Genomic DNA, 17,483 nt, shown 5'->3' with positions numbered 1-17,483 from the left:
CCCGCTGGACTGCGCAGCAGGCCCAAGGCAGGCGACACCATTGAATCTGACATAACCGGGATTCAGGTTTTAGGGCCGCTTCGCGCCCCAGCGGGAGCAAGCTCCCTCGCCACAGGGGGCTGTGGCGCTGCAATTGATTTTTTCCAACCTGCTACCAAGTGTTTCACACCAGTAAATTCCCGCCCCGAGCGCTCGTTTACCAGAACAGCCTCCCATCCCTGCCCTTCCTCGGACGGGCCCGATATCACCGGCCGGAACCCTGCATGAAACGTCCCCGCCCTACCCGACGCGCCTGGCTTCTCACCTTCGCCCTGCTTCCGGCCGTGGCCTTCGCCGCGTGGCAAGCGGTGGCGCCAAGCCGTGCGCCCCTGGTCACCGCGCCCGTCACCCGTGGCGATATCGAAAACAGCGTCACCGCCCTGGGCACCCTGCAACCGCGGCGTTATGTCGACGTCGGCGCCCAGGCGTCCGGGCAGATCCAGAAGATTCATGTGGAAGCCGGCGACGAGGTGCGCGAAGGTCAATTGCTGGTCGAAATCGACCCGTCCACACAAAAGGCCAGGTTGGACGCCGGGCGCTTCTCGATTGAAAACCTCAAGGCCCAGCTCCAGGAACAGCGCGCCCAGCACGACCTGGCGCAGCAGAAATCCAGCCGCCAGCAGCAACTCAAGGCCGGCGGTGCCACCCGCGAGGAAGACGTGCAGACTGCCCAGGCCGAAGTGCGGGCGACCCAGGCGCGCATCGACATGTTCCAGGCCCAGATCCGCCAGGCCCAGGCCAGCCTGCGCAGTGACGAGGCCGAGTTGGGCTACACGCGCATCTATGCGCCGATGAGCGGCACCGTGGTCGCCGTCGGCGCCCGGGAAGGCCAGACCCTCAACGCCCAGCAGCAAACCCCGTTGATCCTGCGCATCGCGCGCCTGTCACCGATGACGGTCTGGGCCGAAGTCTCGGAAGCCGACATCGGCCACGTCAAACCGGGCATGACCGCTTACTTCACCACCCTGGCTGGCGGCAGCCGGCGCTGGAGCAGCACCGTTCGCCAGATCCTCCCGGTGCCGCCACGTCCGCTGGAAGCCAGCCAGGGTGGCAGCCCCAGCGGTGGGCGCAGTGGCAGCGAGCGGGTGGTGCTCTACACCGTCTTGCTCGACGTCGACAATGCCGACCGCGCGCTGATGACCGACATGACCGCCCAGGTGTTTTTCGTCGCGGCCCAGGCCAATAACGTGCTGACCGTGCCCATCGCCGCCTTGCAGGACGCCAGTCAGGTGCGGGTGCTGGCCGACAATGGCGATGTCCAGCCGCGCAGCGTTCGCACTGGCGTCAGCGATCGGCTGCGCACCGAAATTGTCGACGGCCTGAGCGAAGGCGATCGGGTGCTGATCGGCCCGGCTAGCGGCAGCGGAGGCTGAATGAACACGCCCCTGATCGAACTGCGGGACATTCGCAAGGCCTACGGCGGTGGCGACAGCCCGCGGGTGGAGGTGCTGCGTGGCATCGACTTGGCCATTCACGCCGGGGAATTCCTGGCGATTGTCGGCGCGTCCGGCTCCGGCAAATCCACCTTGATGAACATCCTCGGCTGCCTCGACCGCCCCACCAGCGGCGAGTACCGTTTTGCCGGCGAAGACGTCGCCAATCTGGGCAGCGATGAACTGGCCTGGTTGCGGCGCGAAGCGTTCGGTTTTGTGTTCCAGGGCTATCACCTGATTCCTTCCGGCACCGCCCAGGAAAACGTCGAGATGCCAGCCATCTACGCCGGCACCTCGGCCGCCGAGCGCCACGCGCGGGCCAGCGCCCTGCTCGAGCGCCTGGGCCTGGCCAGCCGCACCGGCAACCGTCCTCATCAACTCTCCGGCGGCCAGCAACAACGGGTGTCGATTGCCCGCGCCTTGATGAACGGCGGCCACATCATCCTCGCCGACGAACCCACCGGCGCCCTCGACAGCCAGAGCGGCATCGAAGTCATGGCCTTGCTCGACGAACTGGCGAGCCAGGGCCACGTGGTGATCCTGATCACCCACGACCGCGAAGTGGCGGCCCGAGCCAAGCGCATCATCGAGATCCGCGACGGGCTGATCATCAGCGACAGCGCCAGCTCCTTGCCCAGCGACGTACAAGCCAATCCCAAGGCACTGCAAGCCGTGGACCTGCGCCAGCGCCTGAGTGCCGGCAGCGAACACAACGGCGCCTGGAAAGGCGAGCTGGTGGACGCGGTCCAAGCGGCGTGGCGGGTCATGTGGATCAATCGCTTTCGCACCGCCCTGACGCTACTGGGCATCGTCATCGGCGTGGCTTCGGTGGTGGTCATGCTGGCCGTGGGCGAAGGCAGCAAGCGCCAGGTCATGGCCCAGATGGGCGCCTTCGGCTCGAACATCATCTACCTCAACGGCATCGCGCCCACCCCGCGCGCCACCAAGGGCATCATCAGCGAATACGACCTGGCCGCCCTCGCCGCCCTGCCCGAGGTGCAGCGGATCATGCCGGTCAACGGTGCCGAAGCCAGCGTGCGTTTCGGCAACCTTGATCACACCAGCTACGTCGGCGGCAACGACACGAACTTTCCGACCATCTTCAATTGGCCGGTGGCCGAGGGCAGCTACTTTACCGACGCCGATGAACGCGGCGCCGCAGCGGTGGCGGTGATCGGCCACAAGGTCCGGCAGAAGCTGCTCAAGGACATCGCCGACCCCATCGGCCGTTACATCCTGATCGAGAACATGCCGTTCCAGGTGGTCGGCGTGCTGGCGGAAAAAGGCGCCAGCTCCGGGGATTCGGACGCCGACAATCGCGTCGCCATCCCTTATTCCGCCGCCAGCGTGCGGCTGTTCGGCACGCGCCATCCCGAGTACGTGGTGATCGCCGCCCGGGACGCCGGCAAGGTCAAGGAGGCCGAACAGGCGGTCTCCCGCACCCTGTTGCGCCTGCACGACGGCAAGCAGGATTTCGAACTGACCAACAACGCCGCGATGATCCAGGCCGAGGCCCGCACCCAGGGCACGCTGTCACTGATGCTCGGCGCCATCGCGGCGATTTCGCTGTTGGTGGGCGGCATCGGCGTGATGAACATCATGCTCATGACCGTGCGTGAACGGACCCGCGAGATCGGCATCCGCATGGCCACCGGCGCCCGCCAGCGCGACATCCTGCGCCAATTCCTCACCGAAGCGGTGATGCTCTCGGTGGTCGGTGGGGTCACCGGCATCGGCCTGGCCCTGCTGGTGGGCGGCGCGTTGCTGCTGGGCAAGATCGCCGTGGCCTTCGAATGGTTGGCGGTGTTCGGCGCCTTCGGTTGCGCGCTGGTCACCGGCGTTGTCTTCGGTTTCATGCCGGCCCGCAAGGCCGCCCGCCTCGACCCGGTCGCGGCCCTTACCAGTGAATGAACCCCACGCTATGAAAGTCCACCTGACCCTCCTGGCCGCCAGTCTTTTACTGGTGGCCTGCGGCACCCCTTTGTCAGCACCGGACAGCGGCCTCCAACCGCCACCGGCCTGGCAGAACCTCGATACGCCCGGCGCCCGAGCGGATAACCAGCAATGGTGGACGCATTTCGGCAGCCCGCAATTGAACCGCTTGATCGAGCAAGCGCGCCTGGACAGCCACGACCTGGCCGCCGCCATGGCCCGGGTGCGCCAGGCCGAGGCCAGCGCCGTCATTGCCGGCGCGCCGCTGCTGCCGGAGATCAGGGCCGGGCTCAACGGCAATCGCCAGGAATTGTTGCGCGGCAAAGGCTACAGCCAACTGGACGTCGACCGGGACAACCGCACCATCGATTACTACGACGCCAACCTCAGCGCCACTTATGAGCTGGATTTCTGGGGCGGCAAACGGGCGGCCCGGGACAGCGCGTTGAAGACGTTGTCCGCCAGCCAGTTCGACCGCGCGACCGTGGAATTGACCCTGCTCAGCGGCGTCGCCAACAGCTACACCCAGGCCTTGTCCCTGCGCGAGCAACAGCGCATCGCCGAACAGAACCTGCGCAACGCCCAACGCGTACTCGACCTGGTGCAGACCCGCTACGACGCCGGCAGCGCCACGGCCCTGGAACTGTCCCAGCAAAAAAGCCTGGTGGCGGCCCAGCAACGCCGCGTGCCCCAGGTGCAGCAACAAGCCCGCGAAGCCTTGATTACCCTGGCGACGCTGCTGGGGCAACCGGTGCAGTCGATCAGGCTCGACGATGAAAGTTTCGACCGCCTGCACTGGCCCTCCATCGACGCTGGCGTGCCCAGCCAATTGCTGAGCCGCAGACCGGACATCGCTGCCGCCGAAGCCCGCCTCGCCGCCGCCCAGGCCGACATCACCGTCGCTCGCGCCGCCATGCTGCCCAGCGTGACCCTGGGCCTGAGCCTCGCCACCGGCGCCGACATCGCCGACCAGTTGCTGCGCAACAACGTCTACAACCTCAGCGCCGGCCTGGCCGCGCCGATCTTCAACAACGGCCGCCTCAAGGCCGAACGAGACAGGGCCACCGCGCGCCAGGAGGAACTGCTGGAACTCTATCGCGCCGCCATCATCAACGGCTTCGCCGACGTCGAAAAAGCCCTGAACGGCATCAACGGCCTGGACCGCCAACGGCAGTGGCAAAGCGAAGAACTGCACCAGGCCCAGACCGCCTTCGACATCGCCCAACGCCGCTACCAGGCCGGTGCCGAAGATTTGCTCACCGTGCTGGAAACCCAGCGCACGCTGTACGCCGCCCAGGACATGAACGTGCAATTGCGATTGGCGCGGGTGCAGGCGAGTGTGGCGTTGTACAGGGCGTTGGGTGGGGGTTGGCGGGTGATGTAGGCCACGCCACGCCCACAAGCCAAGTAACACAGTGTGACTTGGGTTATCCCCTGTGGGAGCAAGGCTTGCCCGCGATGCAGGCGACGCGGTTTCAGGGGGACCGAGGTGCCTGCATCGCGGGCAAGCCTTGCTCCCACAGATAAGTCCCACACTTCATAAACGGTGTCCGGCTTTGGCTCTGTTTATCGGGCCATGTAGGACTCCCGAGCGAGGCTACGCTGCCTTGCGTCATTGCCTACAACTGCGCCAGAATCCGCCGGCTTGTGCGCTTGGCACCCCATCGATAACTTGTTTCCCGTCACTGCCCATCAGTGATCGGGTCTGCAAGCCCGACGAAATACCAGGCGCATAGCCACAAGCCAATCGACACATCCGTGTCGCTCAATGGCGGCTGTGTGCGGGAGACCTTCGGGTCTGCCGGGTTCCTGGTTTCCCGGTCTTGCAGACCCGCGCATAGCTGCCACCCATCATCTGCAAGTGATGTCTGGCAACGCCTTGTAAATAACCAGGAGTTACACCATGTTCAAGATCACCCCCAATCCCCCCGAAGACGAGTCCAAAAAACTCAACGAAGCCGCCGACCGCGCCCTCGCCTACTACCTCGACCCCAAGCCTGAAAAACCCACTCCACCACCGGGCCAGTTGTTCACCGTTGCAGAAAGTGCGGACTTGGAATGCCTGCTGGCCAACCTCAGCGAAACCCTCGCCTCGGTCAATGCCATGGCCAACGAAATGGCCTTTGATTTGGAAGGCGCGCAACGGAGTTTTGCCCTGGGGATCCAGCAGATGGTCGAGCTGAGTGAGCTGCTGGCGAACCGCGCCCTGGACATCGCTGCGCCGCGCTGACACCTCTTCAGAGCCAAGCAACACCTGTGGCGAGGGAGCTTGCTCCCGCTGGGCTGCGCAGCAGCCCCAATGGCTAGCACCTCGGTGGGTCAGGTGTTTTTGAGGGGGCTGGTTTTGGGGCTGCTTCGCAGCCCAGCGGGAGCAAGCTCCCTCGCCACAAAAGCGATCATTCGCACAACCCAGGTTCGGTCAGTCCAAGTCGGGATTAAACCGGCTTGGACTTGAGGTTACGCGCATACCACGGCCGTTGCGGCACGCGGCGGAACAGTTCGGAGAGCTTTTTGTCATCGCTGCCGAAGGTGATGCGCAGGGCCAGTTTCATGGTTTCCGGGTCCATTTCCACCGAGCGTCCAACCTGCAACCCCGGCGTGGTGCTGCAACCGTGGGTGTCCGGGCCCAGCCAGGGGTCGGCGATTTCGACCCAGCGGCCCGGGGCGTACCAGGGCACGCCGTTGACGTCGAGCCGGCTCACTTCGCCCGGGTGGAAACGTTCGTGGGCGCGGAACCAGTCTTCGAGGCGGTCGTCGATCCAGCCGTGGAAGGCCCAGAACACCGGGCTCACGTGGGAGGAAAACGGATCACCGAGGAAGTCGTTTTCCGGGGCGTACCAGCGCGCGGCGAAGTCGTCCGGGTCGCGGGCGAACGGCACCGGGTGGCCGTTGGACGGATCACGGGGCACCGAGGCCCAGCGCATGTGCAGCCAGTCGTGCAGGCCCAGTTCCACTTCCGAGCCAAACTGGCCCAAGGTCAGTTTCGACAGGTAGCGCGGGTCGCGGTAGCGCGATTCCCAGACCTGGAAATTGCTGTGGTAGGTCTCGGCGGTCTTGATGTCGCTGACCCACTGGGCGTACTGCGCGTCGCCATCGGCCAGCCAGGTGGGCGGCAAGGCCGTGCCATCGTGGTTATCGAGGTAGCGGGCGAACCCAAGGCGATCGCGTTCCAGCTCCGGTTGCGGCAAGGGAAAGCGCGGCCACGACGGCAGCGGCTGGAACGAACGAGCGGTGCCGAGCATGTGCCGGTGCATGAAAAAGAAGTCCACGCCGGAACCGTTGCGATCCTTGCGCGGGCCACGGGCATCACGTTCCTGGTCCCGGGGGCCGGGCTGCCAGCCGATGCCACGCAGGGCATTGCGCTTGTCCTCGTGCAGGGTGTGCCATTTGTCCCGCGAGGCGTGCCAGAGCTGGTGGAACAGCCGATGCTCGGGCGATACCAGCCAAGCCAGCAGCGCCGGGCTCAGCGGCGTGCGCTCCCGGGCCTCGGGGAAACGTTGCTTGACGGCGATGAAATGGTTGTCGAGTTCAGGCAGCGCCAGGGGGCGGTCCAGGCGCAACACGCGACCGCTGAGGGTGGCGCTGCCAGCGTTGCCGAAACCGGCCCAGACTTCGTCCAGGGTCATGGTGAACTCATAGTCCAGCGCGTTGTGCTGAGCCCCTATCAGGCGCCAGCTCAGTTGCTTCGGGTCGGTGCCGGCCAGGTCGCCCAACACCCGGTAACGCGGTTCATCGGCGCCACGCAAGCGTTCGGCGGTGTCGAGGTAGCCCACCAGGCCACGGCCCCTTTGGCCGATATCGAGGAATAGTTGCAGATCGTCCTGGGGCAAGCCTTCGAGACCGGCGTCGCGGCCGGTGAAACGGATCGTCCAGATGCCCCGCAACGTATCGGCCCGGCGCTGGCCCGCGGCGTCGGCCACATCGAACGAGGCCTCGCCGGGGGTGATGGTCGGGTCCGGCCGGGTCAGTTCGCGATGCCCGTAATACACCGCAGGCACGGCGGCACCGGTCAGCGCCAGGCCTGCCATGAACCATCGTCGAGAAATCGTCATTGCCTTACCTGTGTTCGGCCCTGGAGCGGGCTTTATCCAAGCTAGAACGATGGGGGGGCTGACAAATTTATAGGGGCTGTTAGGGCCTCATCGCGAGCAGGCTCGCTCCCACAGGGGATATGAGTACATTCGGCATAGGCTGGTCAGCTGAAAGGTCGCCTCGCGAGCAAGCTTTGCTCCCACAGGTGAGCGCATTGCAATTCCACTGTGGGAGCAAAGCTTGCTCGCGATGACTGCCCTGAGGTGCCTAAATTTCCCGCCCGATCACTCGTTCTCCCCAGATAGCAAAGGCCCCCGCGCCTGTCCTTCCAAGGCGAACCTGACTGAGATCGGCAATGACAACACCTCGTTCGAAAAAGGCTCTTTTCATTGGCCTCCCCCTGGCCCTGGCGTTGGCCGTCGGTGCTGGCGTCGCGGCTTGGGACCACTGGTGGCGGGACAATCCCGGCTACCCGGTCAAGGTGATGAAAGAAGCCAGGGAGCTGCACGAACGCCTGCTGTCCTTCGACAGCCACATCACCGTGCCGCTGGATTTCGGCACCGCCGGCAATGAAGCGGACAAGGACGGCAGCGGCCAGTTCGACCTGGTGAAAGCCAACCGCGGGCAATTGTCCGGCGCGGCCCTGACGGTGTTCGGCTGGCCGGAGTTGTGGAACGGACCCAACGCCCCGCACAAGCCCACCGCCGGCTTCGTCGAGGAAGCGCGCAACCAGCAGGAGGTGCGCTACAAGATCATCACCGGCATGGTCCGGGACTTTCCCAACCAGGTCGCCATCGCCTACACCCCGGATGATTTCCGTCGCCTGCACGGCGAAGGCAAGTTCGCGATCTTCATCAGCATGCTCAACGCCTATCCCTTGGGCCACGACCTGAGCCTGCTGGACCTGTGGACCGCGCGCGGCATGCGCATGTTCGGCTTCAGCTACATCGGCAACAACGACTGGGCCGACTCCTCGCGCCCGCTGCCGTTCTTCAACGATTCGCCCGACGCCCTCGGCGGCCTGTCGGACATCGGCAAGCAAGCGGTGACGCGCCTGAACGACCTCGGCGTGATCATCGACGTGTCGCAGATGTCGACCCAGGCCCTGGAACAAGTCGCGCAACTGAGCCGCACGCCGCTGGTGGCGTCCCATTCGGCGCCACGGGCGATGGTCGACATTCCGCGCAACCTCAGCGACAAGGAAATGCAACTGATCAAGGCCAGCGGCGGCGTGGTGCAGATCGTCGGTTTCTCCCAATACCTGCGCCCACTGACGCAAAAGACCCAGGACAAACTCAACGCCCTGCGCGAGCGCTTCGACCTGCCACCGCTGCCCAACCTGGCGATGGCGCTGATGCCCGGCGACCCGATCATCGCGGCGTGGCCGGAACAGAAATTCGGTGAATACGCCGGCCAGCTCTACGGCATCCTCGAAGAGGAACCCAAGGCCAGCCTCAAGGACCTGGGGGACGCCATCGAATATACCGTGCGCAAGATTGGCATCGACCACGTCGGCATCAGTTCGGACTTCAACGAAGGCGGCGGTGTGAAAGGCTGGGAGAACGTCGGCGACATCCGCAACGTCACCGCCGAACTGCTGACCCGCGGCTACTCCGAAGCCGACATCGCCAAGCTGTGGGGCGGCAATTTCCTGCGGGTCTGGGACCAGGTCCAGAAAGCCGCCCGCCCCGCCCTCGCCTCGACCCAGAAGACCGTCCAGCCATGAATGAACGTCGCACCTTCCTGAAGCAGGCCGGGATCCTCGCCGCCGGCCTGCCTCTCGCCGCCAGCCTGCCCGCCACGGCCAGCGCCGATCCTCTGCCGCCACTGCCGAAAAATAAATGGGCACAACTGCGCTCGCTGTTCGATCAGGACCCGGACTACCTGCACTTCTCCAATTTCCTGGTCACCACTCACCCGCGCCCGGTGCGCGAGGCCATCGAAAAGCACCGCGCCGCCCTGGATAAAAACCCGGGGCTGTTGATGGACTGGGACCTGGGCGTCACCGAAGAACGCGAGGAAAACGTCCGCACCTGGGCCGGCCGCTACCTGCAAGCGAGCCCGAAGCAGATCGCCCTCACCGGCAGCACCACCGAAGGCCTGTCGATCATCTACGGCGGAGTCCATGTGGCGGCCGATCAGGAAATCCTCACCACCGCCCACGAACACTACGCCACCCACACCATTCTCGAGCTGCGCACCCAAAGGACTGGCACACGGGTGCGCAAGATCAAGCTGTTCGACAACGCCCACGACGCCAGCCATGAACAGATCCTCACGGCCATCGACCGCAACATCCGCCCCGAAACCCGGGTGTTGGGCATGACCTGGGTGCATTCGGGCAGTGGCGTGAAGCTGCCGATCGACAAGATCGGCGCCCTGGTGGACAAGCACAACCGGGGCCGCAGCGATGAACAGCGGATCATTTATGTGGTGGACGGCGTGCACGGTTTCGGCGTCGAGGACCTGAGTTTCCCCGCCATGAATTGCGATTTTTTCATCGCCGGCACCCACAAGTGGATGTTCGGCCCACGCGGCACCGGCCTGGTGTGCAGCCGCAGCGAAGAGCTCAAGTACGTCACGCCAATCATCCCGACCTTCTCCGAAGCCACGGCGTTTTCCACCACCATGACACCAGGCGGTTATCACGCTTTCGAGCATCGCTGGGCGGCGGATGAAGCGTTCAAGTTGCACCTGCAACTGGGCAAGGCCGAAGTGCAGGCGCGCATCCATGCCCTCAACAGTTACTTGAAAAAACAGCTGCTGACACAGCCGCAGATCGAACTGGTCACCCCGCTGAACCCAGACCTGTCCGCCGGTTTCACCTTCTTCCGGGTCAAGGGCCGCGACAGCGACGAGGTCGCCGCCTACCTGATGAAGAACCGCGTGATCGCCGACGCCGTGCATCGCGACGCCGGGCCGGTAATCCGCACCGCGCCGGGGTTGCTCAACACCGAAGCCGAGATCGATCGCTTCATGGGCTTGCTGGCCAAGACACTCTGAACCTGACTTTAACGAGAGAAATGGATGAACAGTTTTTCCTTGAAGCTACTCCCGGCACTGGTCCTCGCTGCCCTGCTGCCCTCCGGCGCCCAGGCGTCTCAAGCGGGCCAGGTCTTTCGCGACTGCAAGGACTGCCCGGAAATGGTCGTGCTGCCCACCGGCACCTTCCAGATGGGCACCCCGGAAGACGAAGTGGGACGCGAGCCCGACGAGGGGCCGATGCACCCGGTGACGTTCGCCAAGCCACTGGCGATCAGTCGATTCCAAGTGCTCAAGGGCGAATGGTTCGCCTACCTGCGCGACACCGGCTACACGATGCCCGACGGCGATGAGCGCCCCGGCCGGGCCTGTAAGACCGGCATCCCCGACTATCAGGGCAGCGACCCGCGCAAGCAATACACCGACCGGCACCCGGCGGTGTGCATGGATTTCGCCGAGGCCAATGCCTACGTGGCGTGGTTGTCGAAAAAAACCGGCAAGCAATACCGACTGGTCAGCGAGTCCCTGCGCGAGTACGCGGCACGGGGCGGCAGCACCGGCCCGTTCCCTTTCCCGTTCGACGAGGGCAAGGAATACAGCATCGCCCAGCACGCCAACACCTACGGCGCGGCCGACGGCTACAACTTCACCGCCCCGGCCGGCAGCTTCGCGCCCAACGCCTTCGGCGTGTACGACATGCACGGCAACGTCTACGAGTGGACCGCCGATTGCTACAACGAAAACTATGTGGGCGCCCCAAACGACGGTAGCGCCTGGCTGACCGGCAAGTGCGAATTCAAACGCATCCGTGGCAATGATTGGGGCGAGGCACCGGTGTTCTCCCGCTCCGGCAACCGCAACGCACTGGTGCCAAGCGACCGCGGCGACTGGATCGGCTTTCGGGTGGCGCGGGATATGTAAACCAACCTGCCGGACACAGACAAGCTTTTGTGGCGAGGGAGCTTGCTCCCGCTGGGCTGCGCAGCGGCCCCAATATTTTGCGGTCGCTGCGCAACCGAGCGGGAGCAAGCTCCCTCGCCACAATAATGTGTGTCAGGCGGCTCCTCGCTAAATCCACTTCCCCTCCAATCGTTCTACAGGTGGGCGCGTCCCAACCCGGCGTGCCTGCGTCCTCCAGCCCATGCGGTGAACGCCCGCGATGGCCTTCGCCCTTTTTTATCAAGCAGGGAAACCTCCATGAGCCAACCAAAACGCGGGGTGATCACTGAATTGTTCACCCTGCTCAAACCCTTCCGGCTGATTGTCGTGGGCTCCATTCTCTTGGGCATGTTGGGCGGCCTGAGCATCACTGCCCTGCTGGCAACCATCAACGACGCCCTGAACGCTGCCACAACGCCCACGCCCCAGGTGCTGGCGACGTTCGCGGGGCTTTGTGCGGCGGCGCTGCTGACCTCGATTCTTTCAGACATCGGCACCAACCATGTCGGCCAGAACATCATCGCCGAGCTGCGTAAATCCCTGGGCAAGAAAGTCCTGCTGGCTCCCATCGAACAGATTGAACGCTACCGCAGCCATCGGCTCATTCCGGTATTGACCCACGACGTCAACACCGTCAGCGATTTCGCGTTTTCTTTCGCGCCACTGGCCATCGCCTTCACGGTAACCCTCGGCTGCCTGGGTTACCTGGCCTACCTGTCGGTGCCGATGTTTTTGCTGCTGCTGGTGGCTCTAGTGATCGGCACGGTCGTGCAATACCTGGCTCGCGCCCGCGGCATCAGGGGTTTCGAAGACGCCCGGGAGGCCGAAGACGCGCTGCAGAAACACTACGGCGCTATCGCCGCCGGGGCCAAGGAACTGCGCATTCATCGCCCACGCCGCCAGCGCATGTTCAGCCAGCGCATCGAAGCGACCGCCGACTACATCTGCGACACCAATATCCGTTCGGTCAACACCTTCGTGGTGGCCAAGACTTTTGGCTCGATGCTGTTTTTTGTGGTCATTGGCCTGGTCCTGGCCCTGCAATCGCTGTGGCTGGGCACGGACAGGGTGGTGCTCAGCGGTTTCGTGCTGGTGCTGTTGTACATGAAGGGCCCGCTGGAATACCTGGTGATGACGTTGCCAGTGATCAGCCGGGCGAACGTTGCATTCAAGCGCATCGCCGAACTGGCCGAGCAGTTTTCCTCGCCGGAGCCGCATCTGCTGCTCAACGACAAGAAACGCCACAAACCCACGATCCAGCACCTTGAGTTGCGCGATGTGCACTACGCCTTCCCGGTGGTCGAAGGCAGCCAACCCTTCGCCCTGGGACCGGTCAACCTGTCTATCGCCCAGGGTGACATCGTGTTCATCGTCGGTGAAAACGGAGGCGGCAAGACCACGCTGATCAAACTCCTGCTGGGGCTCTACTTCCCCCAGGGCGGCGAAATCCTCCTAGATGGTGCGCCGGTAGGGGCCGCTCAACGGGACGATTATCGCCAGTTGTTCACCACGATTTTTGCCGACTACTACCTGTTCGATGAGCTGGTCCAGGGCGATCAACAAGTGCCCAAAGACGCCAATCGCTACCTGGAGCGCCTGGAAATCGCTCATAAGGTCAGTATTCAGGACGGCGCCTTCAGCACCACCGACCTCTCCACCGGCCAACGCAAACGCCTGGCCTTGCTCAACGCCTGGCTTGAGGAGCGTCCAGTACTGGTGTTCGACGAATGGGCCGCCGACCAGGATCCGGTGTTCCGGCGCGTGTTCTATACCGAACTGCTGCCGGAACTGAAAGCACTGGGCAAAACCATCATCGTCATCTCCCACGACGACCGCTATTTCGACATCGCCGATCAACTGGTCCGCATGCAGGCCGGTCAAGTGGTCAGTGAAAAATCTGCGGCGGCCTTTGCCTGACCCCGTCCGACGCAATGCTGTTTATCGAGAACACCATGAACGAACTGCTAGATGATGATCTGCTGATGCTGCTGCTCGAGGATGTCGCTGGCGACATGCACGCCAGCGACAGCCGCCGACTGGACCGCGCGCCGTTGTCTTTCGCCCAGCAACGCTTGTGGCTGGAGCACCAGCGAGACCCGGCCCGTTCGGCCTACAACCTGCCACGGGCCCTGCGCCTGACCGGTGAACTCGATGCCGATGCCCTGGAACAGGCGTTGAATCGGGTCATCGACCGACACGACATCCTGCGCACCGCGTTCAATGACCTCGACGGTGCGGCGGTCCAGGTGGTCGAGCGCAACGCCCGTCTCACCCTGCACCGGGAGGACCTCCGCGCCCTCGACCACCCGGCGCGTGCCATGGCGCTCTCACAGCGCATCGAGTCGCACGCCCGGCAACCGTTCGATCTCAGCCACGCGCCGCTGATGCGGGCAACGCTGCTCAGGCTGGACAGTGACGAACATGTGCTGCTGCTCAACATGCATCACATCGTCTCCGATGCCTGGTCCAACACGATCCTCATGCAGGACATGACCCAGGCCTACGCTCAGGCCTTGCTCGGTGATCCGTCACCGCTGCCGCCGCTGTCCCTGCAATACGCCGACTACGCCACCCACCAGCGAGGCGAGTATTTGCAGGGCATAGCCTGCCAGCGCAGCGGTGAATACTGGAGCCACTACCTGGGCCGCGACCTGCCCACGCTGGAACTGCCCCTGGATTTCCCCCGCACCGTCGGCCAGCAGCATAGGGCCGGACGTGTGCACGTAACACTTGCCCCCGCAGTGACCCGGGCCCTGGACGCGTTCTGCCAACACCAGGGCCTTTCGCCTTTCGTGGTGGCACTGGCTGCCTGGCAGCTGTTGCTGGGCCGCTACAGCAACCAGGACGACTTCACCGTCGGCGTGCCCAACGCCAACCGCAACAGCCATGAAAGCCAGGACCTGGTGGGGTTCTTTGTCAGCAGCCAGGTGTATCGGGCGCGGATCGACTCGAGCCACGGAGCGTTGGATTTCCTGCGCAGCTTGCGCGCCCAGTCCCTCGCCGCGCTGGAACATGCCGACTACCCACTGGAGCTGATCCTCGATCAACTGCAACCCGGCGCACAGGGCTTGTTCCAGGTCTTGTTCAACTGGCGCACCGGCTCACCGCCCCTGACGATCTCGCCCAAAGGCGAACTGGCCCTGGAGTTTCTTGACACAGGCGACAGCCAGGCCAAGTTCGACTTGTCGCTGGATGTCGATTATTCACAGCAGCAGATTCTGGCGACGTTCGAATACAGCCGTGATCTCTACCGCACTGAAACCATCGAGCGCATGGCCGGCCACTGGCAGAACCTGTTGCAGGGCCTGATCGAAACACCTGAACGCGCCCTCGGCGAATTGCAATTGCTGAGCGCTGAGGAAGGGCAGCACACCCTGCACGACTGGAACCGCCAGCCAACCCGGCTGCCCCGCGAACACTGCCTGCACTCGTTGATCGAAGCCCATGCCGCCGCCACGGGTGACGCCACGGCACTGACCTTTGAAGGGCAGCACATGAGCTATGCCGAGCTCAATCGACAGGCCAATCAACTGGCCCATCGGCTGATCGAGCAAGGCGTCGGGCCCGACGTGCTGGTCGGCATCGCCGCCGAGCGTACGCCGCAAATGATCATTGGCCTGCTGGCGATTCTCAAGGCCGGTGGCGCCTACGTGCCGCTGGACCCGGCCTACCCGGCCGATCGCCTGGCCTACATGATCCAGGACAGTGGCGTGACGCAGATCCTGACCCAGGCTCATCTGCGTGAATCGTTGGCGTTGCCAGCCGACATGAACTGTTTGTCGCTCGACCCCGTCGAGGTCGAGGGCGACTATCCCGAACACAATCCGAAGGTGCCGATGCACCCGGATAACCTGGCGTATGTGATTTACACCTCAGGCTCGACCGGCCAGCCCAAAGGCGCATTGCTGACGCACCACAACGTCAGCCGATTGTTCCGGGCCACTGACCGCTGGTTCAGCTTCGATCACCAGGATGTGTGGTGCCTGTTTCATTCCTATGCCTTCGACTTTTCCGTGTGGGAGATTTTTGGCGCGCTGCTGCACGGCGGCCGACTGGTCATCGTGCCCCACGCGGTGAGCCGTTCGCCGCAAGAGTTCTACGCCCTGGTTTGCCAGGAACACATTACCGTGCTCAACCAGACGCCCTCAGCGTTCAGGTCGTTGCTGCAAGTCGCCTGCGAGCCTCATCAGCCGCTTGGCCACCGGCTGCGCCAGGTCATTTTTGGCGGCGAAGCCATTGATGTGCAGAGCTTGCGCCCCTGGTTCGAACGTTTCGGCGACCAGTCGCCGCAATTGATCAACATGTATGGCATCACGGAAACGACCGTCCATGTCACCTGGCGACCGCTGTCGATCGACGACTTGAACAGCGAGACCGCGAGCCCAATCGGCCAGCCCATCGTCGACCTGTCCTGGTATGTGCTCGACGCGCATCTGAACCCGGTCCCCAAGGGGTGCGTCGGTGAGCTGCATGTCGGTCGGGCCGGGCTGGCCCGTGGTTATCACCAGCGCGCCGACCTGACCGCCAGCCGCTTTATCCCCGACCCGTTCGATCCGCTGCCGGGTGGCCGCCTGTATCGCACCGGCGACCTGGCACGTTATGGCAGCGACGGCAGCATCGAATACATCGGGCGCCTGGATCACCAGGTCAAGATCCGCGGATTCCGCATTGAATTGGGCGAAATCCAGGCACGTTTGCAAGCGCTGCCGGCGGTCCGGGATTGTGTCGTGTTGACCCATAAAGGCCCGGCCGGCCTGCAACTGGTCGCTTACGTGATTGCCACGCACCCCATGGACGGGTTACGCGAAAGTCTGTTGGCCGCTCTCAAAGCGCAGTTGCCGGACTACATGGTGCCCAGTCACCTGGTGTTCATCGATCACTTGCCGCTCAATGCCAATGGCAAGCTCGACCGCAAGGCCTTGCCGGAACCGGACGCGCGTCTTCGGCAGACCGATTACGTGGCGCCGCGTACTCAATTGGAACAGGCGCTGGCGCAGCTCTGGCAAGAATCCCTCAGGGTTGAGCGCGTGGGGATCAACGACAGTTTCTTTGAACTGGGCGGGCATTCGATCCTGGCGATTGAGCTGATCGCCAACCTCAAGGCACGCCTGAACATCACCGTGCGCCTGCAGGCGTTGCTGGCCAACCCGAGCATCGCGGAGCTGGCGCTGTTCATTTCGCAGGAGCATCGGCAGCAGACTCAGTGCCTTGTTCCCTTGAACACCGCTCCCACCAATGCGCCGCAGTTGTTTTGCCTGCATCCCAGCGGTGGCATCGTGTTCTGTTACCAGCCACTGGCGCGCAAACTCCAACATCGGGCGCGCACTTTTGGCGTCATGCACCGCGGCTTCAGCGAACCCCACGCAGGGCCTGAAACCTGGCACGAGATGATTGCCGATTACAGCCGGGAAATCGTCGCCGCCCAGCCCCAAGGCCCGTATTACCTGATGGGCTGGTCGTTGGGCGGGACCATTGCGCTGGACATCGCGGCGACGCTGGAAAGCCAGGGCCACACCGTCAGCTTCCTAGGCCTGGTGGACACCACGATTCCTGAACATTTGTACCCGGCAACATTGTCGCGTCATCGACATTTGCCAGGCGCTGAGCAAGCCGACCCGGCCTCCCAGGATCTGCTCGAGGCCATCGAATACTTCGATCTGCTGTTTCCAACCCTCACCGAACGCACGGCGGCTTACCGGCAAGCGCACCCCGACAGTACGGTCCAGGCATTCCATGAATGGGCCACCCGCCAGATCGAACCGGCGCGAGGCGACTTGCTGTCAATCGTGCAGAGCGTCAAGGATGAAGTCATGAACGCCCAGGCGTTTTCGGTGCATGACCGGTTGCTCGAAGCCTTTGACGGATTCACCTTCAAACCGGTACGGGTACGTCCCAGTTGCTGGTGGACCCAGGCGGAAAAAACGCCGGACGAATTGGCGTTCTGCGAGGGCTTGATCAAGGGGTACAGCCTGACCGGGGAGCTGCGATGCTCGGTGCGCTCGCCGTTGCGTCACCGCGGTATGATCTTTGATGATGGGTTGCTTGATTCGCTGGTTGAGGCTTTTCTGGGCAGCACGGCATAGGAGCAATAGCACCGACAGCCGGTTTTGTGTTCCCCGAACGTTG

At 63.8% G+C, this 17,483-nt stretch carries 10 protein-coding genes; 9 read left to right on the top strand and 1 reads right to left on the bottom strand.

The window, feature by feature from the left end; translation table 11 throughout:
• The first annotated feature begins 263 nt into the window (after window positions 1–263).
• The 4 genes from Q7F16_RS12275 (at window position 264) to Q7F16_RS12260 (ending at window position 5,634) form a co-directional block, all read left to right on the top strand.
• Entirely contained in the window at window positions 264–1,412 is a 1,149-nt protein-coding gene (locus Q7F16_RS12275; protein WP_409556190.1) for an efflux RND transporter periplasmic adaptor subunit, read from the top strand.
• Window positions 1,413–3,383, top strand: coding sequence for a MacB family efflux pump subunit (locus tag Q7F16_RS12270; RefSeq protein WP_409556189.1), 1,971 nt, complete (start codon window positions 1,413–1,415; stop codon window positions 3,381–3,383).
• 10 nt (window positions 3,384–3,393) lie between these two features.
• Window positions 3,394–4,788 (top strand): efflux transporter outer membrane subunit, encoded by a 1,395-nt coding sequence (locus Q7F16_RS12265; RefSeq protein WP_409556188.1) that lies wholly within the window; start codon window positions 3,394–3,396, stop codon window positions 4,786–4,788.
• Between the two features lie 519 nt (window positions 4,789–5,307).
• The gene (locus Q7F16_RS12260) at window positions 5,308–5,634 is read left to right on the top strand and encodes a DUF6124 family protein (RefSeq protein WP_046063443.1); all 327 of its coding nucleotides are present in this window, start codon (window positions 5,308–5,310) and stop codon (window positions 5,632–5,634) included.
• A 205-nt stretch (window positions 5,635–5,839) separates the two neighbouring features.
• On the opposite strand, the gene pvdP is transcribed toward Q7F16_RS12260, so the two are convergent.
• Window positions 5,840–7,456, bottom strand: coding sequence for a pyoverdine maturation tyrosinase PvdP (gene pvdP, locus Q7F16_RS12255; RefSeq protein WP_409556187.1), 1,617 nt, complete (start codon window positions 7,454–7,456; stop codon window positions 5,840–5,842).
• Between the two features lie 335 nt (window positions 7,457–7,791).
• On the opposite strand from pvdP, the gene pvdM reads away from it, so the two are divergent.
• From pvdM to Q7F16_RS12230, 5 genes are all read left to right on the top strand, one after another.
• Complete coding sequence (pvdM, locus tag Q7F16_RS12250; protein ID WP_409556186.1) at window positions 7,792–9,162, top strand: pyoverdine-tailoring dipeptidase-like protein PvdM; 1,371 nt, start codon at window positions 7,792–7,794, stop codon at window positions 9,160–9,162.
• Complete coding sequence (pvdN, locus tag Q7F16_RS12245; RefSeq protein ID WP_409556185.1) at window positions 9,159–10,439, top strand: pyoverdine-tailoring periplasmic protein PvdN; 1,281 nt, start codon at window positions 9,159–9,161, stop codon at window positions 10,437–10,439. Before pvdM ends, pvdN begins: the two co-directional genes overlap by 4 nt.
• A gap of 24 nt (window positions 10,440–10,463) precedes the next feature.
• Window positions 10,464–11,339 carry a dihydropyoverdine dehydrogenase gene (pvdO, locus tag Q7F16_RS12240; RefSeq protein ID WP_409556184.1) on the top strand — a complete coding sequence of 292 codons (876 nt, stop codon included), beginning with the start codon at window positions 10,464–10,466 and terminating at the stop codon, window positions 11,337–11,339.
• Window positions 11,340–11,615: 276 nt separating this feature from the next.
• Entirely contained in the window at window positions 11,616–13,274 is a 1,659-nt protein-coding gene (locus tag Q7F16_RS12235; protein ID WP_014337401.1) for a cyclic peptide export ABC transporter, read from the top strand.
• 35 nt (window positions 13,275–13,309) lie between these two features.
• On the top strand, window positions 13,310–17,440 hold the full coding sequence (locus tag Q7F16_RS12230) for an amino acid adenylation domain-containing protein (protein ID WP_409556183.1): 4,131 nt from the start codon (window positions 13,310–13,312) through the stop codon (window positions 17,438–17,440).
• Window positions 17,441–17,483 lie beyond the last annotated feature (43 nt).

Source organism: Pseudomonas sp. Lb2C2, from assembly GCF_052112205.1.
Classification (GTDB): Bacteria; Pseudomonadota; Gammaproteobacteria; order Pseudomonadales; family Pseudomonadaceae; genus Aquipseudomonas; species Aquipseudomonas kilonensis.
The sequence above is the reverse complement of the archived record's forward strand: the minus strand, read 5'-3'. Positions and strand labels throughout refer to the sequence as shown.